Source organism: Cryptosporangium phraense (genome assembly GCF_006912135.1).
Classification (GTDB): Bacteria; Actinomycetota; Actinomycetes; order Mycobacteriales; family Cryptosporangiaceae; genus Cryptosporangium; species Cryptosporangium phraense.
This window is the reverse complement of sequence record NZ_VIRS01000028.1, coordinates 56,292-77,418: the sequence shown is the minus strand read 5'-3', so window position 1 is coordinate 77,418 and position 21,127 is coordinate 56,292. Positions and strand designations below refer to the sequence as shown.

The 21,127-nt window shown below is 71.4% G+C and carries 18 protein-coding genes; 12 read left to right on the top strand and 6 right to left on the bottom strand.

All coding sequences use genetic code 11. The annotated features are described in order from the left end of the window. Nucleotides 1-261 precede the first annotated feature (261 nt). Genes FL583_RS30655 through FL583_RS30630 form a run of 6 tightly spaced genes read left to right on the top strand, consistent with a single transcriptional unit; the run spans nt 262 to nt 7,834 of the window. Nucleotides 262-351, top strand: a complete 90-nt coding sequence (locus FL583_RS30655; protein ID WP_142708348.1) for a potassium-transporting ATPase subunit F — start codon at nt 262-264, stop codon at nt 349-351. After that, nucleotides 351-1,976, top strand: a complete 1,626-nt coding sequence (gene kdpA, locus FL583_RS30650; protein ID WP_142708347.1) for a potassium-transporting ATPase subunit KdpA — start codon at nt 351-353, stop codon at nt 1,974-1,976. Before FL583_RS30655 ends, kdpA begins: the two co-directional genes overlap by 1 nt. Next, a complete protein-coding gene (gene kdpB, locus FL583_RS30645) occupies nt 1,973-4,069 on the top strand; it encodes a potassium-transporting ATPase subunit KdpB (RefSeq protein ID WP_142708346.1) in 2,097 nt (698 codons plus the stop codon). Before kdpA ends, kdpB begins: the two co-directional genes overlap by 4 nt. A gap of 11 nt (nt 4,070-4,080) precedes the next feature. Then, nucleotides 4,081-4,677, top strand: a complete 597-nt coding sequence (gene kdpC, locus FL583_RS30640; RefSeq protein ID WP_142708345.1) for a potassium-transporting ATPase subunit KdpC — start codon at nt 4,081-4,083, stop codon at nt 4,675-4,677. Between the two features lie 2 nt (nt 4,678-4,679). Further along, complete coding sequence (locus FL583_RS30635) at nt 4,680-7,163, top strand: ATP-binding protein (protein WP_142708375.1); 2,484 nt, start codon at nt 4,680-4,682, stop codon at nt 7,161-7,163. Further along, nucleotides 7,160-7,834, top strand: a complete 675-nt coding sequence (locus FL583_RS30630; protein WP_142708344.1) for a response regulator — start codon at nt 7,160-7,162, stop codon at nt 7,832-7,834. The genes FL583_RS30635 and FL583_RS30630 overlap by 4 nt, the downstream gene beginning before the upstream one ends. On the opposite strand, the gene FL583_RS30625 is transcribed toward FL583_RS30630, so the two are convergent. Next, the gene (locus tag FL583_RS30625) at nt 7,763-8,473 is read right to left on the bottom strand and encodes a DUF4386 domain-containing protein (RefSeq protein WP_142708343.1); all 711 of its coding nucleotides are present in this window, start codon (nt 8,471-8,473) and stop codon (nt 7,763-7,765) included. The two genes, FL583_RS30630 and FL583_RS30625, sit on opposite strands and share 72 nt — an antisense overlap. On the opposite strand from FL583_RS30625, the gene FL583_RS30620 reads away from it, so the two are divergent. Continuing rightward, nucleotides 8,390-9,427 carry a diaminopimelate decarboxylase family protein gene (locus tag FL583_RS30620; protein ID WP_142708342.1) on the top strand — a complete coding sequence of 346 codons (1,038 nt, stop codon included), beginning with the start codon at nt 8,390-8,392 and terminating at the stop codon, nt 9,425-9,427. The two genes, FL583_RS30625 and FL583_RS30620, sit on opposite strands and share 84 nt — an antisense overlap. Here FL583_RS30620 and FL583_RS30615 read toward each other — a convergent pair. After that, a complete protein-coding gene (locus FL583_RS30615) occupies nt 9,424-10,992 on the bottom strand; it encodes a peptidoglycan-binding protein (protein ID WP_205752597.1) in 1,569 nt (522 codons plus the stop codon). The two genes, FL583_RS30620 and FL583_RS30615, sit on opposite strands and share 4 nt — an antisense overlap. 269 nt (nt 10,993-11,261) lie before the next feature. On the opposite strand from FL583_RS30615, the gene FL583_RS30610 reads away from it, so the two are divergent. Next, nucleotides 11,262-11,657 carry an OB-fold nucleic acid binding domain-containing protein gene (locus tag FL583_RS30610; protein ID WP_142708340.1) on the top strand — a complete coding sequence of 132 codons (396 nt, stop codon included), beginning with the start codon at nt 11,262-11,264 and terminating at the stop codon, nt 11,655-11,657. Continuing rightward, on the top strand, nt 11,654-12,517 hold the full coding sequence (locus tag FL583_RS30605) for a DUF3159 domain-containing protein (protein ID WP_142708339.1): 864 nt from the start codon (nt 11,654-11,656) through the stop codon (nt 12,515-12,517). Before FL583_RS30610 ends, FL583_RS30605 begins: the two co-directional genes overlap by 4 nt. Here FL583_RS30605 and FL583_RS30600 read toward each other — a convergent pair. Together FL583_RS30600 and FL583_RS30595 are read right to left on the bottom strand one after the other, a co-directional pair. Further along, entirely contained in the window at nt 12,506-13,177 is a 672-nt protein-coding gene (locus FL583_RS30600; RefSeq protein WP_142708338.1) for a potassium channel family protein, read from the bottom strand. The genes FL583_RS30605 and FL583_RS30600 overlap by 12 nt on opposite strands. A gap of 1 nt (nt 13,178) precedes the next feature. Next, entirely contained in the window at nt 13,179-13,847 is a 669-nt protein-coding gene (locus FL583_RS30595) for a potassium channel family protein (RefSeq protein WP_142708337.1), read from the bottom strand. Between the two features lie 103 nt (nt 13,848-13,950). Here FL583_RS30595 and FL583_RS30590 point away from each other — a divergent pair, with 103 nt between their 5' ends. Next, entirely contained in the window at nt 13,951-16,011 is a 2,061-nt protein-coding gene (locus FL583_RS30590; protein WP_240746870.1) for an APC family permease, read from the top strand. Next, nucleotides 16,008-17,417, top strand: coding sequence for a class I SAM-dependent RNA methyltransferase (locus FL583_RS41200; RefSeq protein ID WP_205752596.1), 1,410 nt, complete (start codon nt 16,008-16,010; stop codon nt 17,415-17,417). The genes FL583_RS30590 and FL583_RS41200 overlap by 4 nt, the downstream gene beginning before the upstream one ends. A 45-nt stretch (nt 17,418-17,462) precedes the next feature. On the opposite strand, the gene FL583_RS30580 is transcribed toward FL583_RS41200, so the two are convergent. Both FL583_RS30580 and FL583_RS30575 read right to left on the bottom strand, forming a co-directional pair. Then, on the bottom strand, nt 17,463-18,395 hold the full coding sequence (locus tag FL583_RS30580; protein ID WP_142708336.1) for a PDDEXK family nuclease: 933 nt from the start codon (nt 18,393-18,395) through the stop codon (nt 17,463-17,465). Nucleotides 18,396-18,572: 177 nt separating this feature from the next. Beyond that, nucleotides 18,573-19,751, bottom strand: coding sequence for an ROK family transcriptional regulator (locus tag FL583_RS30575; RefSeq protein ID WP_142708335.1), 1,179 nt, complete (start codon nt 19,749-19,751; stop codon nt 18,573-18,575). Between the two features lie 234 nt (nt 19,752-19,985). Here FL583_RS30575 and FL583_RS30570 point away from each other — a divergent pair, with 234 nt between their 5' ends. Then, nucleotides 19,986-21,086, top strand: a complete 1,101-nt coding sequence (locus FL583_RS30570; RefSeq protein WP_170323950.1) for a sugar ABC transporter substrate-binding protein — start codon at nt 19,986-19,988, stop codon at nt 21,084-21,086. Nucleotides 21,087-21,127 lie beyond the last annotated feature (41 nt).

The following is a 21,127-nucleotide window of genomic DNA, read 5'->3' as shown; positions in this document are numbered from 1 at the left end:
CGGTCGTTCAGAAGCCCGGTGCCGAGGTGGCGCCGGGCTTCTGCGTGTCAGGGAACCGTCAAGGCGGAGACGGCGGGCGTCAAGGGAGCGTCAAGGAAAGCGGCGGCCCGATGTGGGCGGCGTTCACTTTCGGTGCGGGCATCAAGCCGATGCCCGAACCACCGCTCTTGGAGTGTTCGCCATGCTTGACCTGGCCTTTGTGGCCCTCACCGTCGCGTTCTTCGGGCTCGCGGCGCTCGTCGCGCGAGGGGTGGAGCGGCTGTGAGCGCCGAGAACGTCGTCGGGCTCGTCGCGTCGGTGCTGCTGATCGGGTACCTGCTCGTCGCGCTCGTGCTGCCGGAGCGGTTCTGATGGCCGGCGCACTGCAGGTCCTGGCGCTCGTCGTCGCGCTGGGGTTCGCCTGGAAGTTCCTGGGCGACTACATGGCCCGGGTGTACGCGTCCGACCGGCACTTCGCGGTCGAGCGGCTGCTGTACCGGGCGGTCGGCGTCGACCCCGACGCCGACCAGCGCTGGCCGGTCTACCTGCGCAGCGTGCTCGCGTTCTCCGCGGTCGGCGTGCTGGCCCTCTACCTGCTGCAACGCGTCCAGGGCAGCCTGCCGCTGGCGCTCGGGTTCCCGGGCGTCGACCCGGCCCTGGCGTTCAACACCGCGGCGAGCTTCGTCTCGAACACGAACTGGCAGGCGTACTCGGGCGAGGCCACGATGGGCCACCTCGTCCAGATGGCCGGGCTGGCCGTGCAGAACTTCGCCTCGGCCGCGGTCGGGATGGCGGTCGCGGTCGCGCTGATCCGCGGGTTCACCCGGAAGGGCACCGACCGGCTCGGCAACTTCTGGGTCGACCTGTTCCGGAGCTCGTTCCGCATCCTGCTGCCGATCGCCGTCGTCTCGACGCTGGTGCTGGTCGCGGCCGGGGCGGTGCAGAGCCTGGCGTCCCCGCACGACGTGACGACGCTGGCCGGCGGCACCCAGGCGGTGCCCGGCGGCCCGATCGCGTCCCAGGAGGCGATCAAGGAGCTCGGCACGAACGGCGGCGGGTTCTTCAACGCGAACTCGGCCCACCCGTTCGAGAACCCGAACGCGTTCACGAACTGGTTCGAGATCTTCCTGCTCCTGCTGATCCCGGTCGCGATCACCCGGACGTTCGGCCGGCTGGTCGGTGACCGGCGTCAGGGCCTGGCGATCCTCGGCGTGATGACGACGATCTTCACGCTGGCGCTGGCCGGTGTGTGGGCGCTGGAGGCCCACTTCCCGGGCGCGATGGAGGGCAAGGAGGTCCGCTTCGGCATCCCCGGCTCGGCGCTGTTCGCCACGGCCACGACCGGGACCTCGACCGGCGCGGTGAACTCGTTCCACGATTCGTTCTCCGCGCTCGGCGGCGGCATCGTGCTGCTGAACATGCTGCTCGGCGAGATCGCGCCGGGCGGCGTCGGCTCCGGCCTCTACGGGATCCTGATCATGGCGATCCTGGCCGTGTTCATCGCCGGGCTGATGGTCGGGCGCACCCCCGAGTACCTCGGCAAGAAGATCCAGAGCCGGGAGATCAAGCTCGTCTCGCTCTACATCCTGGCCACGCCGATGGCGGTGCTGGTCGGGACCGGGCTGGCGATGGCGTTCGCGTCGACCCGAGGCTCGATGCTCAACGACGGGCCGCACGGGTTCTCCGAGGTGCTGTACGCGTTCGCCTCCGGCGGCAACAACAACGGCAGCGCGTTCGCCGGCCTGTCGGTGAACACGCCGTTCTACAACACCGCGATCGGACTGGCGATGCTGGTCGGCCGGTTCCTGCCGATCATCTTCGTCCTCGCGCTGGCCGGTTCGCTGGCCCGGCAACAGCCGGTCCCGGTGACCGCGGGCACGCTGCCGACCCACCGCACGCTCTTCGTCGGGCTGCTCGTCGGCGTGATCCTCATCGTCACCGGCCTCACCTATTTCCCCGCACTCTCTCTCGGCCCGCTCGCGGAGGGGCTCTCATGACCACGCTTCTGTCTCCGCCTCCGGCGGAGGTCCAACCCACCTCGCGCCGCGTCGGCGGCGGTCTGCTCGACCCGAAACTGCTGCTCACTTCCTTTCCGGACGCTCTGCGCAAGCTGGACCCGCGGATCATGGTGCGGACGCCGGTGATGTTCGTGGTCGAGATCGGCTCGGTGATCTCGACGGTCTTCGCGGTGCTCGATCCGAGCGTGTTCTCGATCGTCGTCGCGGTGTGGCTCGGGCTGACCGTCGTCTTCGCGAACCTGGCCGAGGCCGTCGCCGAGGGCCGGGGTAAGGCCCAGGCCGAGACCCTGCGCCGGACGAAGACGCAGACCGTGGCCCAGCGGGTCGTCGGCGACCGGACCGACGCCGGCGGGGCGGTGACCGAGGAGGTCGCCGCGACCGCACTGCTGCCCGGCGACCTGGTCGTCGTGGTGGCCGGTGAGGTTATCCCGGGCGACGGGGACGTCGTCGAGGGCGTGGCCAGCGTCGACGAGTCGGCGATCACCGGTGAGTCCGCGCCGGTGATCCGGGAGTCCGGCGGCGACCGCAGCGCGGTGACCGGCGGCACCCGGGTCCTCTCCGACCGGATCGTCGTCCAGATCACGGCCAAGCCCGGCGAGAGCTTCATCGACCGGATGATCGCGCTCGTCGAGGGCGCGTCCCGGCAGAAGACGCCGAACGAGATCGCGCTGAACATTCTGCTGGCCAGCCTCACGATCGTGTTCCTGCTGGCGGTGGCGACCCTGCAGCCGTTCGCCGCGTTCGCCGGGGCGTCGCAGCCGCTGATCGTGCTGGTCGCGCTCGTCGTCTGCCTGATACCGACGACGATCGGCGCGCTGCTCTCGGCGATCGGCATCGCCGGCATGGACCGGCTGGTCCAGCGCAACGTGCTCGCGATGTCCGGCCGCGCGGTCGAGGCCGCCGGCGACGTCAACACGCTGCTGCTCGACAAGACCGGGACGATCACGCTGGGCAACCGGGAGGCGACCGAGTTCGTGCCGGTCGGCGACGTGTCGCCGGGGCAGCTGGCCGAGGCCGCGCAGCTCTCCAGCCTGGCCGACGAGACCCCCGAGGGGCGCTCGATCGTCGTCCTCGCCAAGCGGGAGTACGCGCTGCGGGCCGCGCCGGTCGAGGGTGCCACGTTCGTGCCGTTCACGGCCGAGACCCGGATGTCCGGCGTCGACCTGGCCGACGGCCGGGTGGTCCGGAAGGGGGCCGCGTCGGCGGTGCTCCGCTGGGTCCGCGACCACGGAGGCTCGGTCGCGGCCGAGCTCGGATCGGTGGTCGACGGGATCAGCGCCGCCGGTGGGACGCCGCTGGTCGTCGCGTCCCGGGACGGGAGCGCGCCGGCCCGGGCGCTGGGCGTCATCCACCTCAAGGACGTCGTCAAGAGCGGGATGAAGGAGCGGTTCGACGAGCTGCGCCGGATGGGCATCCGGACCGTGATGATCACCGGCGACAACCCGCTCACCGCGAAGGCGATCGCCGACGAGGCCGGGGTCGACGACTTCCTGGCCGAGGCCACGCCCGAGGACAAGATGAATCTCATCAAGCGCGAGCAGGAGGGCGGGAAGCTCGTCGCGATGACCGGGGACGGCACGAACGACGCCCCGGCGCTGGCCGCCGCGGACGTCGGCGTGGCGATGAACTCCGGGACGTCGGCCGCCAAGGAGGCCGGCAACATGGTGGACCTCGACTCGAACCCGACGAAGCTCATCGAGATCGTCGAGATCGGCAAGCAGCTGCTGATCACCCGGGGCGCGCTGACCACGTTCTCGATCGCCAACGACGTGGCCAAGTACTTCGCGATCATCCCGGCGATGTTCGTGGTCGCCTATCCCAGCCTGGACGGGCTGAACATCATGCGGCTGCACTCGCCCGAGTCGGCGATCGTCTCGGCCGTCGTGTTCAACGCGCTGGTGATCATCGCGCTGATCCCGCTGGCGCTGCGCGGGGTGCGGTACACCCCGTCCTCGGCCTCGTCGATGCTGCGGCGCAACCTGCTGGTCTACGGCCTGGGCGGACTGATCGTGCCGTTCATCGGCATCAAGCTCATCGACCTCGTCGTGCAGTTCATACCGGGTCTTTCTTAGGGACGCTCGTCATGACTTCAGTTCGGCAGTACGGCCCGGCTCTCCGGGTGCTGGTCCTGTTCACGCTCGTGCTGGGGCTGGCTTATCCGCTGGCCCTGACCGGGGTGTCGCAGGCCGTGTTCCATCGTCAGTCCAACGGATCGGTGCTCGAGGTGAACGGTAAGGAGGTCGGGTCGAGCCTGCTCGGCCAGTCGTTCACCGACGCCGACGGCAACCCGCTGAAGCAGTGGTTCCAGGCCCGGCCGTCGGCCGGCGGCTACGACCCGCTCGCGTCCGGGGCCTCCAACCTCGGCCCGAACTCGGCCGACCAGGCCAAGGCGGTCGCCGAGCGGCGGGCCGCGGTGGCCGCGTTCGACGGGGTGGCCCCCGCGGACGTCGCCCCGGACGCGCTGACCGCCAGCGGTAGCGGCCTCGACCCGCACATCAGCCCGCGGTACGCCCAGCAGCAGGTCGCCCGGGTCGCCGCGGCCCGGAGCCTGCCGGTGGACGAGGTCCGGACGCTGGTGTCGCGGCACACCCAGGGCCGCATCCTCGGCTTCCTGGGCGAAGATCGGGTCAACGTGCTCGAGTTGAACCTCGCGCTGCAGGATCTCAGCGAAGGAAGGTGACGGTGTCGCGCGGGACGCTGCGGATCTACCTGGGGGCGGCCCCGGGCGTCGGCAAGACGTTCAAGATGCTCGAGGAGGGGCGCCGGCGAGCCGAACGGGGAGCGGACGTCGTCATCGGGTTCGTCGAGACGCACGGACGTCCGGAGACCGCCGCCCAGATCCAGGACCTGGAGATCGTCCCGCGCGTGTCCGTCACCCACCGTGGCGCCGAGTTCGAGGAGATGGACGTCGACGCGGTGCTGGCTCGGCGTCCGGAGATCGCGCTGGTCGACGAGCTGGCCCACACGAAGGTCCGGGGCGGCAAGCGCTGGCAGGACGTCGAGGCGCTGCTCGACGCTGGGATCGAGGTCATCTCCACGGTCAACGTCCAGCACCTGGAGTCGGTCAACGACGTGGTCCGGACGATCACCGGCGTCCCGCAGCGCGAGACGATCCCGGACGCGGTCGTCCGGGCCGCCGACCAGGTGGAACTCGTCGACATGGCCCCGGAGGCGCTGCGCCGCCGGATGGCCCACGGCAACATCTACAAGGCCGACAAGATCGACGCCGCCCTCGGCAACTACTTCCGGGTCGGCAACCTCACCGCGCTGCGCGAACTGGCGTTGCTGTGGACCGCCGACAAGGTCGACGAGGCGCTCCGCCGGTACCGCGACGAGCACGACATCCAGGGCATCTGGGAGGCCCGCGAGCGGGTCGTCGTCGCGGTCACCGGCGGCCCGGAAGGCGACACGCTGATCCGCCGGGCGGCCCGGATCGCCGCCCGCAGCCAGAGCGGCGACCTGCTCGCCGTCCACATCTCCCGCAGCGACGGCCTGGCCGGGGCCGATCCGGCCCGGGTCGAGAAACAGCGCGAGCTCACCGAGTCGCTCGGCGGCACGTTCCACGCGGTGGTCGGCGACGACGTCCCGGCCGCGCTGCTCGACTTCGCCCGGGGCGCCAACGCGACCCAGCTCGTGCTCGGCACCAGCCGCCGGCCGCGCTGGCAACGGGCGTTGTCGGAGGGCATCGGCTCGCGGGTGACGGCGAAATCGGGTCCGATCGACGTCCACATGGTGACGCACTCGGAAGCGGCGGGCCGGCGGCGGCTGGGGCTGCCCCGGCTGACCGGCGGCCTGACCGCGCGCAGGCGGATCTACGGGTTCGTGGTCGCGCTGGTCGGGCTGCCGCTGCTGACGCTGGCGTTGAAGCTGGTCGCCGGGCATCTCGACCTCTCCAGCGAGCTCCTGCTCTACCTGGGGTTCGTGGTCGCGACCGCGCTGGTCGGCGGCGGGTACCCGGCGGTGTTCGCCGCGGCGGCCGGGACCCTGCTGGTGAACTGGTTCTTCACCCCGCCGGTCCGGACGTTCACGATCGCCGAGTTCGACAACCTGATCGCGCTGGCCGTGTTCGTGCTGGTCGCGCTGTCGGTCGCGTGGGTCGTCGACCTGTCGGCCCGGCGGCGCCGGGAGGCGTCCAGGGCGCAGGCCGAGGCCGAGATGCTCTCCGCGCTCAGCCGCGGGGTGCTGGCCGGCGGCCGGGCGCTCCCGGCCCTGCTCAACCAGGTGCGTGACGCGTTCGGCCAGGACTCGGTGACGCTGCTCGAGCGCGCCGACGGCGCCTGGAACGTCGTCGGCTGTGCGGGGGACGCGCCCTGCCTCGACGTCGATCAGGGCGACGCGGACGTGCCGGTCACCGACACGCTGCACCTGGTGCTGCGCGGGCGTCGGCTGGCCGCGTCGGACCGCCGGGTGCTCTCGGCGTTCGCGGCCCAGGCCGCGGTCGCACTGCAGCAGTCCCGGCTCACCGCGCGGGCCGCTGAGGCGGCCGAGCTGGCCGAGGGCAACCGGATGCGGACCGCGCTGCTGGCCGCGGTCAGCCACGACCTGCGGACGCCGCTGGCCTCGATCAAGGCGGCGATCTCGGCGCTGCGGATGGAGTCGGTGACACTCGAGCCGGACGACGTCGAGGAGCTGCACGCGACGATCGACGAGTCGTCGGACCAGCTCGTCTCGCTGATCGACAACCTGCTCGACATGAGCCGCCTGCAGACCGGGTCGGTGTCTCCGCTGCGCCGCCCGGTCACACTCGACGAGGTCGTGCCCCGCGCGGTCGCCGACGCCGGCACCGCGGACGTCGGGATCGAGGTCCCGGAGTCGCTCCCCGCGGTGCTCGCCGACGCCGGGCTGCTCGAACGGGCGCTGGCCAACCTGGTCAGCAACGCGGTGCGGCACGGCGCCGGTGCGCCGGTCGTCGTCCGGGCCAGCGCGCTCGGCGACCGGGTCGAGGTGCGGGTGGTCGACACCGGTCCGGGCGTCCCGGAGGACGACCGCGACCGGATCTTCGCCCCGTTCCAGCGGCTGGGCGACCGGCCGGCCGGGAACGGCGTCGGGCTCGGGCTCGCGGTCGCGCGCGGGTTCGTCGAGGCGATGGGTGGCACGCTGGAGCCGGAGGACACCCCCGGCGGAGGACTGACGATGGTGGTTTCACTACCGGTGGGAAAGCCGTGACGAAAATTCTCGTGGTCGACGACGAACCGCAGCTGCTGCGGGCGCTGCGGATCACGCTCCGAGCCCGCGGGTACGACGTCGAGATCGCCTCCAGCGGCAAGGAAGCGCTGGAAGCGGCCGCGCACAAGCACCCCGAGCTGATCGTGCTCGACCTCGGTCTGCCCGACCTGGACGGGATCGAGATCATCGAGGGGCTCCGGCCCTGGTTCACCGGGCCGATCGTCGTGCTCTCGGCCCGGCAGGACAGCGACGACAAGGTGCTCGCGCTCGACGCCGGTGCCGACGACTACGTGACCAAGCCGTTCGGCATGGACGAGCTGCTGGCCCGGCTGCGCGCCGCCCTGCGCCGGGCCACCCCGGCGTCCGACTCGGTGGTGGTCACCACCGACGCGTTCACCGTGGACCTGGCAGCCAAGAAGGTGACGGTGGGGGACGCCGACGTGCGGCTCACGCCGACCGAGTGGGGGATGCTCGAGGTGCTGGTGCGCAACCCCGGGCGGCTCGTGCCCCGGAAGCAGCTGCTCCGGGAGGTCTGGGGCCCGGCCTACGGCGACGAGAGCAACTACCTGCGGGTGTACATCGCCCAGCTGCGTCGCAAGCTAGAGCCCGACCCGTCCCACCCCCGCTACCTGATCACCGAGTCCGGCATGGGCTACCGGTTCGAGCCCTGACCGCCGGAGGCCGTTGACGATCAGGTAGACGCCGAGCAAGAACTCCCAGACCGCGATCGGGAGCGCGGCCACCCCGGCGACCGGCGACAACCGGTCCCAGGCGCCGAACAGCACCCCGGCGTCGGAGACGACGAGCAGCGCCGCGCCGATCAGCCCGAGCACCGGCAGCGCCCGGGGGACGAGCCGGAAGCGGTAGAGCACGGTGCCCAGCAGCACCGCGTTGACCGCCGGGACGAAGCCCTGGCTGACCAGGAAGATCGAGTCGTACAGCGCGACCAGCACCCGCCCGGTATCGGTGCCGACAGTGCCGACGGTGCCGGTGCCGTCGCGCCGGAGGGCGACGAGGGCCAGCAGGCAGGCGACGCCGAGGAAGATCGCGGTGGCCTCCAGCACCCGGGCGCCGACGAAGCCCAGCGCCCGGGCCGGGGCCCGGCCCTTCAGCACCGGGTACAGCGCGACCGCGGTGCCGAGGCAGGCCAGGGCCACCACGAGCTCCAGGACGGCCCCGATCACGACCCCGTTCACCGAGCCGGTCCCGGTGACGAAGCCGGCGTCGTGCACCGGTTGGTAGAGCGCGAGCGTGGGGATCGACGCGAACGTCAGGACGTAACAGACACCGGCTATCCGGTCGAGGTTCATGGGTCCAGCGTGGCGGGACGGCCGACGGCCGGACACCGGCGAAGGACCGAGATCCAGCCGCGCCGGGCGGCCGAAAGTACGAGTGGGTGCGCGGTGGCCCGCTGGGTCGCCGAGGAGGGGCTGTCGCTCGACGTCTGCTCGGCCGGGGAGCTGGCGGTCGCCCGGGCGGTGGGGTTCCCGGCCGGCCGGATCGTCCTGCACCCCGCGCTCACCACCGGCGTCGAGGAGCAGAAGTCCGGGCTCTCGCTGACCAGCGGCGCGGCCGCCGACGTGGCCCGTCGGGTGCTCGGGCAGCGGTCGCTGGAGCTGGTCGGCGTGCACTGCCACATCGGATCGCAGGTGGCCCGCTTCGGCGGCTACGAGAAGGCGATCGGCCAGCTGGTGGCGTTCCTGGCCTGGCTGCGGGAGGTCCGCGGAACCGACGCGGCGATGGAGCTCGACCTCGGCGGCGGTCACGCGGTGCCGTACAACCACGGCGACGACGACTTCGCGATCGAGGCGTTCGCCGACCGGGTCCGCCGGGTGCTGCTGCTGGAGTGCGAGCGGCACCGGGTGCCGGTCCCGCGGCTGACCGTCGAGCCCGGCCGGGCGATCGTCGCCCGGGCCGGCGTCACGCTCTACCGGGTGGTGGCGGTCAAGACGACCGCGGGCGGGCGCCGGCTCGTCGCCGTCGACGGTGGCATGGGCGACAACCTGCGCCCGTCCCTCTACGGCGCCCGCTACACGGTCCACCGGTTCGGCCGGACGAGTCCGGCCCCGGTGTCACCGGCGACGGTCGTCGGCCGCTACTGCGAGGCCGGTGACGTGCTGGCCCGGGACGTCCCACTGCCCGGCGCCGCAAGGCGCTGTTGTTCCGACGTGGAGCCCGTTGAGGGCGTCTGTCATCCGTCGTCCTCAACGGGCCGCCCACAAAGGCTCAGCCGAGATAGTTGGCTCTCTGCATCGGAGGCCTAGCGGACCCGGATGAAGAGGACGTTGTACCCGTCGTTCGTGCTCCGGTTGCGGACGAACACTCCGTCCGGGGCGGACGAGCCCTCGGCGTGCGTGTTGCCCTCGACCGTCGTGAACGACGCGCCTCCGCTGACCGTCCGGACGATCCCGATGTGCTCGTTGCCGCCGGTGAAGTCGCCGTTGCCGTCCCAGTCGAACGCGACGATGTCGCCCGGCGCCGGGCTCGTCGTCACCGACAGGCCGTGGGTGCCGTTCTGAGCGGCGTGCACCCAGTGGTCGACGTAGCTGTGCCGGTAGTCGGTCGCGCCGGTCTGCTGGGCGACCCAGCTGACGAACACCGCGCACCAGGCGTACCCGCTGGTCGACAGCGACAGCCCGACCGACTGCCCGTAGGAGTTCGCCCGGGCGCTGCCCTCACGCACACCGGCGTCCGCCTCCGCCTGCGCGACCCGGAGGATCGCCGACGACCCACCGCCCGGCGGCGGCGACGACGGGGGCGTGACGACCCCGTACAGCGCGGACTTGGTGTTCGGGCCGACCCGGCCGTCGACCGAGAGCCCGGCGTCGGCCTGGAAGCGGCGCACGGCCGAGTCGGTGAGCCCACCGAAGTCACCGTCGACGGCCAGCGAGGCGCCGTGGTGGTTGAGCAGGCTCTGCAGCTCGGTGACGCACCCGCTCTTCTGCCCCTTGACGATGTCGGTCGGGCAGGACGACGAGGTCAGGTTGATCGGCGCGGGCACCCCGGACGTGCCGGAGTAGAGCGCGGTCTTGGTCTGCGGACCGACCTGACCGTCCACTCCGATCCCGGCCGAGGACTGGAACGCCCGCACCGCGGCCGCGGTGTTCGCGCCGAACTCACCGTCGACCGAGATGTTCTGGCCCTTGCCGTTCAGCAGCGCCTGCAGCGTCGAGACGCACAGCCCGGACTGGCCCTGGACGATGTTGGACGGGCAGGCCGACGAGCGGAGGTCGACCCCCAGGCCCTGCGACGGCCCTTCGTCCAGGTTGTACAGCGCGGCCTTGGTCTGCGGACCGACCCGGCCGTCGACCCCGAGGCCGTTCGCGGACTGGAAGCTGCGGACCGCGGCCTCGGTGGCCGGCCCGAAGTCTCCGTCGACCTCGACGCGGAAGCCGTAGTGACGCAGCAGGTTCTGCAGTTCGACGACACAACCGCTGTTCTGGCCGCGGATCACGTCGGACGGGCAGCTGGCCGAACGCAGGTCGACCGGGGCCGGGTAGAGGCCGCTGAAGATGTAGAGCTTGTCCTTGGTGATCGGGCCGACCCGGCCGTCGACGCCGATCGCCGCCGAGGCCTGGAACGACTTGACCGCCGACAGCGTGTTCGCGCCGAAGTTGCCGTCGACCGTGATGTTCGCGCCGTGGGCGTTGAGCAGGTTCTGCAGCTCGGTCACGCAGCCGCTGGTCTGGCCCTGGACGATGTCGGTCGGGCAGGAGCTCGACAGCAGGTTGATCGCGGCCGGCGCGGCGGCCTGTGCGGGAGCCGCGGTGAGCACACCGGCGACCAGTGCGGCGGCCAGCATCAGCGCACGTATTGAGCGGGATAACACCCTATGTCTCCTTGACTGAGTTCCCCCGTGAACGGCGCTCAGTGTGCGGAGCGGATCGCGGTCAGTGGTCCGGACCGGCGTCCCACGCTGTCCCATCCCATCCCACGAACCTCACCAGCCGGGTGCTGCCGGGGATGTGACACAGTTGCCCATTGCCGCGGAGGAATAGGGACGTACCCTGATCAGGACGGCGCGGTACCGGGTATGACCGGGGAACGCAAACGCGTTTCACGGCATAGCCGCGCCGACTCGTCGCTGAGGTGCCCACCATGACTGACACGCTGCCGCGGACCCACGAAGACACCGGGCTGAAACGTCTGCTCCGCCGTTTCACCGCGTCCGACCGCGAACTCGACGCCGAGGCTCTGCAGCAGGTCAGCGCCCGGTCCGGGGCCGAGAAGGTCTGCGACTGTCCCCGGGGTAAGTTCGCCACGGTCACCGGCCGGCTGACGTCGGTCCGCTACACCCCTCGTACCAACCAGCCGACGCTGGAAGCCGAGCTGTTCGACGGCAGCGGCTCGATGACGATCATCTTCATCGGCCGGCGCCGGATCGCCGGGATCGAGCCCGGCCGCTCGCTCACCGTCGAGGGCCGACTGGCGCTGCGCGATGGACGTAAGGTGATCTTCAACCCCGCCTACACGCTGGAGCCGACCACACCGTGACCGACCACCGCGCCCGGCCGACCGGCGACCGCACGGAACTCCCCGCCGATCTGTCCACCGACCGGGTCGCGGACGTCATCGCGGAAGAAGCGGCCGAGCTGATCGCGGACGTCCCGCCGGGTGACCCCGGCACGTACGGTCGGCACGCGGCCCCGGGCGGTGGCGAGGTTCACGCCGACGGTGGTTCGCCGCGTCGCGTAAGAATCATTCCGCCGGAGGCGGCCGACGAACCCGCGGCCGACGACGACGAGGAACCCCTCTCGATCGCGGACCAGGTCCGCGAGCAGCTCGGCGGCATCCGCGGGCTGGTCGAGAGCAGCCTGCCGGTCCTCGTCTTCATCCTGGTCAACATGGCGACGTCGCTGAAGCCGGCGCTGTGGGCGGCGGTCGGGTCGGCGGTGCTGATCGCGGGGTACCGGCTGCTCCGGAAGGACTCGGTCCGGCACGCGCTGAACGGGCTGTTCGCGGTGGGCATCGCGGCGCTCATCGCCGCCCGCACCGGGCAGGCCGAAGACTTCTACCTGCTGAACATCGCCCGGAACACCGGCGGCGCGCTGCTCTGCGCCGGGTCGGTGCTGATCCGGCGGCCGGTGATCGGCTACGCCTGGCGGTTCATCGCCGAGATCCCGGCCGAGTGGCGGGAGCGGCGGCCGATCCTGCGGGCGTTCAGCCTGATCAGCCTGGTCTGGGCGCTGATGTTCGCGATCCGGGCCGCGGTGCAGATCTACCTGTGGCTGCAGCACAACGCGAACGCGCTGGGCTGGGCCTCGCTGGCGATGGGCTGGCCGATGTTCGGCGCCTGCCTGCTCTTCACGGTCTGGTACGGGCGAAAGGCGATCGCGGCGGACTCAGTCCGCTGACCCGTCGCCGCTGACGACCGCGTGCAGGCGGTCCTCGGCGTCGGGCGGGCAGAGGAACATCAGCTCGTCGGCTGCCTCGAGCGGGTCGTCCGGCGTCGGGACCAGCACCCGGGCCCCGCGCAGGATCGCGACCAGGGCCGCGTCGGACGGGATCGGCACCTCGCGCAGCGGACGCCCGACGTAGGGCGCGTCGCCGGCCAGCGTGATCTCGACCAGGTTGGCCTGGCCCTGCCGGAACGACATCAGCCGGACGAGGTCGCCGACCGTGACCGCCTCCTCGACCAGCGCCGCCATCAGCCGCGGCTTGCTGACCGAGACGTCGACGCCCCACTGGTCGTTGAACAGCCACTCGTTCTCGGCCCGGTTCACCCGGGCCACCACCCGACCGACCGCGAACTCGGTCTTGGCCAGCAGCGACACGACCAGGTTGACCTTGTCGTCGCCGGTCGCGGCCACCACGACGTCACACCCGGCCAGGCCGGCCTCGTCGAGCGACGCGAGCTCGCAGGCGTCGGCGAGCACCCACTCGGCCTCGGGGACGAGGTGGCTGCGCATCTGGCGCGGGTCACGGTCGATCAGCAGGACGTGGTGGCCGTTCTCGACGAGTTCGTTGGCCACCGAGCGGCCCACGTTGCCGGCCCCGGCGATCGCGACGCGCATGTCAGTGGTTCCTCTCGGTCGGAGCCGACCCGGCGATCTCGCTGACCTTCCCGACCTGCCCCTCGGTGGTCAGCAGGAAGATCCGGTCGCCCTCCTGGATCACCGTGGACTGACTGCACAGGTGCCCGACACCGAACCGGGTCAGGTACGCGACCCGGAAGCCGGTCGCGTCCTCCAGGTCGGAGATCTTGTGCGTGAGCCAGCCCGGGTGCAGCGGCGGCTCGATCATGACCACGGTGCCGGACGGGTCGCGCCAGACCTCGGTCGCGCTCTCCGGGAGCAGCGACCGCAGCACCTGGTCGGACGTCCAGCGGACGGTGGCCACGGTCGGGATGCCGAGGCGCTCGTAGACCGCGGCCCGGCGGGGGTCGTAGATGCGGGCGACGACCCGCTGCACGCCGAACGTCTCGCGGGCCAGCCGGGCCGAGATGATGTTCGAGTTGTCGCCGCTGCTCACGGCCGCGAACGCGTCGGCCCGCTCGATGCCGGCCTCCTCCAGCGTGCGGCGCTCGAAGCCGACGCCGGTGACCGTGGAACCGACGAAATTGGGGCCGAGGCGGCGGAACGCGTCGGGGTTCTGGTCGATGACGGCCACCGTGTGCCCGCGCTTCTCCAGGCTGTGCGCGAGCGTGGAGCCCACCCGGCCGCAGCCCATGATGACGATGTGCACCTCGGGTAGTCCCTCCGAGCCTGTACGGGCCGACTGCGGTGGACGCTACACGGGTGTACCGGGCGCCGCGTATCGATGGGGTCCCGAGACGTACGCTAGCGCCGTGCCGTCCCCGACGTCCGTGTTCAAGCGCCTCGTCATCGGACGGGCGCTCCGGAGCGACAAGCTTGCCGAGACGCTCCTTCCGAAGCGAGTGGCGCTCCCGGTGTTCGCCTCCGACGCCCTGTCGTCGGTGGCCTACGCACCGGCCGAGATCTTCGCGACGCTGAGCGCGGCCGGTCTGGCCACGTACCACCTGTCGCCCTGGATCGGGCTGGCGGTGGTCGTCGTGCTGCTGACCGTCGTCGCGTCGTACCGGCAGAACGTGCACGCGTACCCGTCCGGCGGCGGCGACTACGAGGTCGTCAACACCAACCTCGGGCCCGGGTTCGGGCTGGTCGTGGCCAGCGCGCTGCTCGTCGACTACGTGCTGACGGTCGCCGTGTCGGTGGCCTCCGGCGTCGACAACCTGGCGTCCGCGGTACCGGCCCTGGACGGGCACCAGGAGCTGCTCGCGGTGCTGGTCGTGGCCATCCTGACGTCGCTGAACCTGCGGGGCGTCCGGGAGTCCGGGGTGGCGTTCGCGATCCCGACCTACGGCTTCATGATCGCGATCTTCGGCATGGTGCTGTGGGGCCTGTTCAAGATCTTCGTGCTCGACGACACGGTCCGGGCCGAGAGCGCCGGCTTCCAGTTCCACGGTGAAGAGACGCTGGCCGGGGTCGGGCTGGTGTTCCTGCTGGCCCGGGCGTTCTCGTCCGGGTGTGCGGCGCTGACCGGGGTGGAGGCGATCTCCAACGGGGTGCCGGCGTTCCGGAAGCCGAAGAGCAAGAACGCGGCGACCACGCTGCTCCTGCTCGGTCTGATCTCGATCGCGATGATGCTCTGCATGATCTGGCTGGCCCGGCTGACCGGCCTGCAGTACGTGGAGAACCCGGCCACCCAGCTGGCCGGCGCACCGGCCGGCTACGTGCAGAAGACCGTGGTCGCGCAGCTGGGCGAGGCGATCTTCGCCGGGTTCACGCCCGGGTTCTACTTCGTCACGATCATGACCGCGCTGATCCTGGTGCTGGCCGCGAACACCGCGTTCAACGGGTTCCCGGTGCTCGGCTCGATCCTGGCCCAGGACCGGTACCTGCCCCGTCAGCTGCACACCCGGGGTGACCGGCTGGCGTTCAGCAACGGGATCCTGTTCCTCGCGGTGGCCGCGGGCATCCTGCTGATCGCGTTCAAGGCCGACCCCAGCGCGCTGATCCACCTCTACATCGTCGGGGTGTTCGTCTCGTTCACGCTCTCGCAGATCGGGATGGTGCGGCACTGGAACCGGCTGCTGCGGGTCGAGCGGGACGGCGTCGTCCGGCGGCGGATGCGCCGGTCGCAGGCGATCAACGCGTTCGGCCTGGTGATGACCGGAACCGTGCTGATCATCGTGCTGGCCACGAAGTTCACCCAGGGTGCGTGGATCGCGATCGTCGCAATGGCGTTCATGTACGTGTTGATGCTGGCGATCCGGAAGCACTACACGCGGGTCGCCGAGGAGCTGCGGCCGACCGAGGAGAAGCCGATCCTCCCGTCCCGCAACCACGCGGTCGTGCTCGTCTCGACGCTCCATCAGCCGACGCTGCGGGCGCTGGCCTACGCGAAGGCGACGCGGCCGGACACGCTGACCGCCGTGACCGTGAACGTGGACGACCAGTCGACGCGCTCGCTGCAGGAAGACTGGGACCGGCGGGGGATCTCGCTGCCGCTGACCGTGGTGGAGTCGCCGTTCCGGGAGATCACCCGGCCGATCCTCGAGTTCGTGCACTCGCTGCGGCGGGACTCGCCGCGGGACGTCGTCACGGTGTTCATCCCCGAGTACGTGGTCGGGCACTGGTGGGAGCACCTGTTGCACAACCAGAGCGCGCTGCGGTTGAAGGGGCGGCTGTTGTTCGAGCCGGGCGTGATGGTGACGTCGGTGCCGTGGCAGTTGCAGTCGACCGAGGGCCGGGATCCGGATCGGGCCGATCGGGTGGTGGGGCCCGGGGCGGTTCGTCGTGGTCTGCACACGGATGCGCGCCCGCCGGCCGGCCCCTCGCCGTCGGCCCGGGAGCCGGAGTCGACCGGATCGGGGTCGTCGTCGTGACCGAGTCCGTGGTGACGTCCTGGGTGGGCACCGAGTTCGAACTGGACGTCGAGTCGATCGCGCACGGCGGCCACTGCGTGGGGCGGCACGCCGGGCGCGTCGTGTTCGTGCGTCACGCGCTGCCGGGCGAGCGGGTGGTGGCGCGGGTCACCGAGGACCGCGGTGGGTCGTTCTGCCGGGCCGACGCCGTGTCGGTGCTGCGGGCGTCGGAGTCGCGGGTCGAGCCGCCGTGCCCGTACGCGCACCCGGGCGGGTGCGGGGGGTGCGACCTGCAGCACGCGTCGCCGGCCGCGCAGCGGGCGCTGAAGGCGTCGGTGGTGGAGGAGCAGCTGGTCCGGCTGGGCGGGTTGTCGGCGTCGTCGGTCGCGGAGGTCTTCGCGGGCGTGGAGGAGCTGCCGGGCGGGTCGCTGGGGTGGCGGACGCGGGTGCGGTTCGCGGTGGACGCGGCCGGGCGGGCGGGTTTGCATCCGCACCGGTCGCGGGCGGTGCTGCCGGTGGAGAGCTGCCCGATCGCCGATCCGCGGATCGATGCGATCGGGGTCACGCACCTGGGCTGGCCGGGGGTGGGCAGCGTGGAGGCCGTGGCGTCCGCGGCCGGAGACGACGCGGTGGTGCTGGAGGCGCCGTCCGAGGGCCGCGTTGGCCGCGGCGGTGGCGCGGGCTCCGGCCGCGGCCGGGACGGCGGAGGGCGCGGCCGGGACGGCGGCGGTGGCCGGGGGCGGGATCGGCGGGATCGGCGGGATTCTCGGCGGGAGCGGACGGTGGTGGTCGAGCTGCCGGAGGAGCTGCCCGAGACGGTCGCCGTGGTGAAGGCCGGGGCCGACTCGGTGCGCGGTCACCGGCGGGTGCGCGAGGTCGCGGCCGGCCGGCGCTGGCTGGTGCGCGCCGACGGTTTCTGGCAGGTTCACCCGGCGGCCCCGGACGCGCTGGTCACCGCGGTCACCGAGGCGCTGGCCCCGCAGCCGGGGGAGTCCGTGCTCGACCTCTACGCCGGCGCCGGGCTGTTCGCCGGGGTCCTGGCGTCCGCGGTGGGGGAGTACGGGCGGGTAGTGGCCGTGGAGTCCGACCGGGGCGCCTGCGACGACGCCCGCCGCAATCTCCGCGACACGCCCTGGGCGTCGGTGGTCGTGGGCCGGGTGGATTCCGCGCTGTCGTCCGGGCTGCCGGAACCGGTCGACCTGGTGGTGCTCGACCCGCCTCGCTCGGGGGCCGGCGCCGCGGTGGTTCGGGCGGTGGCGTCTCGGTCGCCGCGCGCGATCGCGTACGTGGCCTGCGACCCGGCCGCGTTCGCCCGGGACGTGGCGACGTTCGCCGAAGTGGGCTACGCCTTGCAGCGGGTCCGAGCCTTCGACGCCTTCCCCATGACCCACCACGTCGAATGTGTAGGCACCCTGATCCGCAGTTAGCGTGGAATTTCGGGCTCGGTCCGACCGGCCCGAAGTTCACACCTCCTAGCTGACGCGGCAAACAGACCCGCAACGACGCAGGCCGCCCGGCCAGCCACCGACGCGTAATACCGCCGCGACCTCGGCCGCAACCGCGCAGGGTCGGTCGCGGACGTCTGCCCAGCCGTACCGCAGAGTCATCTCGCCCCGGGAGGCGGCCGCGTTGTCGCGAGCCCGGTCATGCCATGCGGCGCGGCTCGGCTGATGCACCACCCGGCCATCCAGCTCGACCGTCGTCCGGTACTCGCGGTGGTGGACGTCCTGCCTGCTGCCGCCCAGAGGGCGCTGGCGATCGCCGGTCGGCAGACCGTGAGCCCGTTCGACATCGACCAGGTAGTGCCATTCCAGCGCGGAGTGTGCGCCACCAGCGACGTCATCGAGCACGGCGGCGATGTCCGCTCGTCGCGGAAGTGTGGGGGCCACCGCCAGCAGGTTTCGAGCCGTCTCAATCGCGTCCGGCTGACACTGAGCGAGTTGTCCGAGAATGCCGGCGATCTCCGTCAGATTCTTCGCGCGCGCACAGAGGTCGATAGCGGTACGGGCCGCGCCGGTGCGGGGTGGAGATCCCACTGGCTCGGCGGGCACGCGGGTCCGGTGAACGACGATGCCTCGTCGGGATCGAACTCGGCGATCGGCCGGGATCAGGACGTGGATCGGATACCGGGCACGCTCGGGCAGCAGCCGCCAGAGCGCTCCGGCGGTCCGATGGCTGAGCAGCGCCCCTTCGCCAGCATGAAGCAGCGCGACCCACTCCCTCGTCGGCGCAGGCAAGGGCCCGGTGAAGGTCACCAGCACGCCCGGAATCGGGCGCTGCCAGCGGCCCCCGACCAGATGCGCAGAAATGGTGGCCCGGGTGACGCCGTGGGCGAAGAGTTGGGCGCGAGAAATGGCGCCCGCCTGCCGCTGTGCGAGCGCAGGCCACCCGATCTTGTCCGACACGCCGCGAAGAGTGGTCGAATCGACCGGGGATCGTCGGTCCGAGTCGGCCCGCTGTGGACAATCAGGGCGGGTGGGGACGGCGGAAAGCGTGGAACTTCGGGAGACGGTGGAATTTTGAGCAGGCCCCGACCGGCCCGAAGTTCCACATTCCGGGCCAGGCCAGGCCAGCCGGCCGGCTCAGCGGCTGGGTGACGGTTCGCGGAGTACCAGGGCTACTGCTCCCAGGGCTTCGGCCCGGTCGCCCAGCGTCCCCTGCACGACGTTCACCGCCTCGACCGCGCTCGGCACCGCCGAGCGGCCGAGCGCGTGGCGCAGCGGGTCGAGCAGCACCTGGCCGGTGGCCGCCAGCTCCCCACCCACGACGACCCGGTCCGGGTTTATCAGGTTCACCAGCCCGCCCAGCGCCACCCCGATCGAGGACCCGGCGTCCGCGACCAGCCGCCGGCACGGCGCGTCACCCTCGGCGACCAGCTGGACGACGTCGGCCAGGGAACGGATCTCGGGCCGGCCGCGGCCGAGGATCGACACCAGGGCCGCGCCACCGGCGACCAGCTCCAGGCAGCCGCGGTTGCCGCAGCGGCAGACGTCGCCGGCCGCGTCGAGGCTGAGGTGGCCGATCTCGCCCGCGGTGCCGGAGATCCCGCGGAACAGGTGTCCGTCGATCACCAGACCGCCGCCGATGCCGGTGCCGAGCTTCAGGTAGACCAGCGCGTCGCTGCCGCGCCCGGCGCCCCAGGTGTGCTCGGAGAGCGCTCCGAGGTTGGCGTCGTTCTCGACGTGGACCGGCAGCGACAGCCGCTCGCCGAGCTCCAGCGACGGCGCCAGACCGGCCCACGCGGGCAGGATGTTCGACGCCCCGAGCAACCCGGTGCCGCTGACGACCGGCGCGGGCAGCCCGAGCCCGACGCCGATCACGTCGGCCAGCGTGTGCCCGGACTCCTCGACCGCGGCCACGACCAACGCGGCCGCGCGGTCGAGCATCACCGACGCGGTGTGCTCCTCGTCCGGCCGGAGCCGCTCGCCGCGCTCGGCGATGACCGTGTGGGCCAGGTCGGCGACGGCGACGTTCACGTGCCTGCGCCCGATGTCGACCCCGGCCACCACTCCGGCGCCCGGAGCCAGCTGGACGACCGCCGCGGGCCGTCCACCGGCCGGCCCCGCCGGTGCGGTTCCGCCGGGCTCGACGACGAGCCCGAGGTCCGCAAGATCACTCAGGGTAGTGGATACGGTAGCTCTGGAGAGACCCGTCGCGGTCGCCAAGTCCGCGCGGGTGCTGGGCCCCATTGCCCTCAGGGCATCGGCCAAGCGGCGCTGGTTGCCGCCGAGGCCGGTGACGCCTGACTCCTGGTCAGTCATGCGGGCATACTCGGGCGTGTCGCGAGTTCTGTCAACTGACGTCAAAACCGAGTGATCAGACGTCCCACTGGTTACATGCTTCGGGGCTTTCGCCCGCTTTACCGATACAGGTAAGTGTCGTGTCCATGACGAAACCAAACCGTTATGGGTGTTCCTTGACAGAACCAGGGGGCAAGACGAGTGTCCTGTTCAGCGGCCGTGTGTGCCGCTCACCGTCACTCATCGGGAGGTTTGGTGTTCACTCTGCGTCGCGGCGTCGCTGTTGCCGCTGCCGTGCTGCTGGCGCTCAGCGCGGCGGCCTGTGAGAGCTCGGACGACAGCTCGAGCTCCGGCAGCAGCAGCGACAACGCCAAGATCGCCCTCCTGCTCCCGGAGTCGCAGACGACCCGGTACGAGCAGTTCGACAAGCCGCTGTTCGAGGCCAAGGTCAAGTCGCTCTGCTCGGACTGCACCGTCGTGTACAACAACGCCAACCAGCAGACCGACACGCAGCAGCAGCAGGCCGAGGCCGCGCTGAACGACGGAGCCAAGGTCCTCGTGCTCGACCCGGTCGACGGCGAGGCCGCCGCGAGCATCGTCACCACCGCCGCGGCCAAGAAGGTCCCGGTCATCTCCTACGACCGGCTCGTGACCAAAGCCGACGTCGACTACTACATCTCGTTCGACAACGAGAAGGTCGGCGCCCTGCAGGCGACCTCGCTGGTCGAGAAGCTCAAGAAGGACGGCAAGACCAGCGGCAACATCGTCGAGATCAACGGCTCGCCGACCGACAACAACGCGAAGCTCTTCAACAAGGGCGCCGAGTCGGTCCTGAAGACCTCGGGCTTCACGTCGCAGCCGTCGACCGCGTACTTCACCCCGGAGTGGAAGCCGGAGAACGCCCAGACGTTCATGGACGGCCAGATCTCGAAGCTCGGCAAGACCGGGTTCGTCGGCGTCTACGCCGCCAACGACGGCACCGCCGGTGGCGCGATCGCCGCGATGAAGGCCGCCGGCGTCAGCCCGATCCCGCCGGTCACCGGCCAGGACGCCGAGCTCGCGGCGATCCAGCGGATCGTCGCCGGCGACCAGTACATGACGATCTACAAGGCGATCAAGCCGGAGGCCGAGAAGGCCGCCGAGATCGCGGTCGCGCTGGCCCAGGGCAAGGAGGTCACCGGCGCGGACGCGAAGGTGAACAACGGCAAGAAGGACGTGCCGTCGGTGCTCCTGACCCCGGTGCCGGTCACCAAGGAGAACATCAAGACGACGGTCGTCGCGGACAACTTCTACACCGTGGCCCAGATCTGCACCGCCGACTACCAGGCGGCGTGCAAGACGGCCGGCCTGCAGTGACGGCCGACCACTCCTGAACGTGCGGGCGGCGGCACACCGAC

What these genes read in the sequence shown, in the direction of transcription:
- FL583_RS30575 (WP_142708335.1), bottom strand. Translation starts at nt 19,751, where the DNA reads ATGACTGACCAGGAGTCAGGCGTCACCGGCCTCGGCGGCAACCAGCGC.
- FL583_RS30625 (WP_142708343.1), bottom strand. Translation starts at nt 8,473, where the DNA reads ATGAACCTCGACCGGATAGCCGGTGTCTGTTACGTCCTGACGTTCGCG.
- FL583_RS30610 (WP_142708340.1), top strand. Translation starts at nt 11,262, where the DNA reads ATGACTGACACGCTGCCGCGGACCCACGAAGACACCGGGCTGAAACGT.
- FL583_RS30600 (WP_142708338.1), bottom strand. Translation starts at nt 13,177, where the DNA reads ATGCGCGTCGCGATCGCCGGGGCCGGCAACGTGGGCCGCTCGGTGGCC.
- kdpB (WP_142708346.1), top strand. Translation starts at nt 1,973, where the DNA reads ATGACCACGCTTCTGTCTCCGCCTCCGGCGGAGGTCCAACCCACCTCG.
- kdpA (WP_142708347.1), top strand. Translation starts at nt 351, where the DNA reads ATGGCCGGCGCACTGCAGGTCCTGGCGCTCGTCGTCGCGCTGGGGTTC.
- kdpC (WP_142708345.1), top strand. Translation starts at nt 4,081, where the DNA reads ATGACTTCAGTTCGGCAGTACGGCCCGGCTCTCCGGGTGCTGGTCCTG.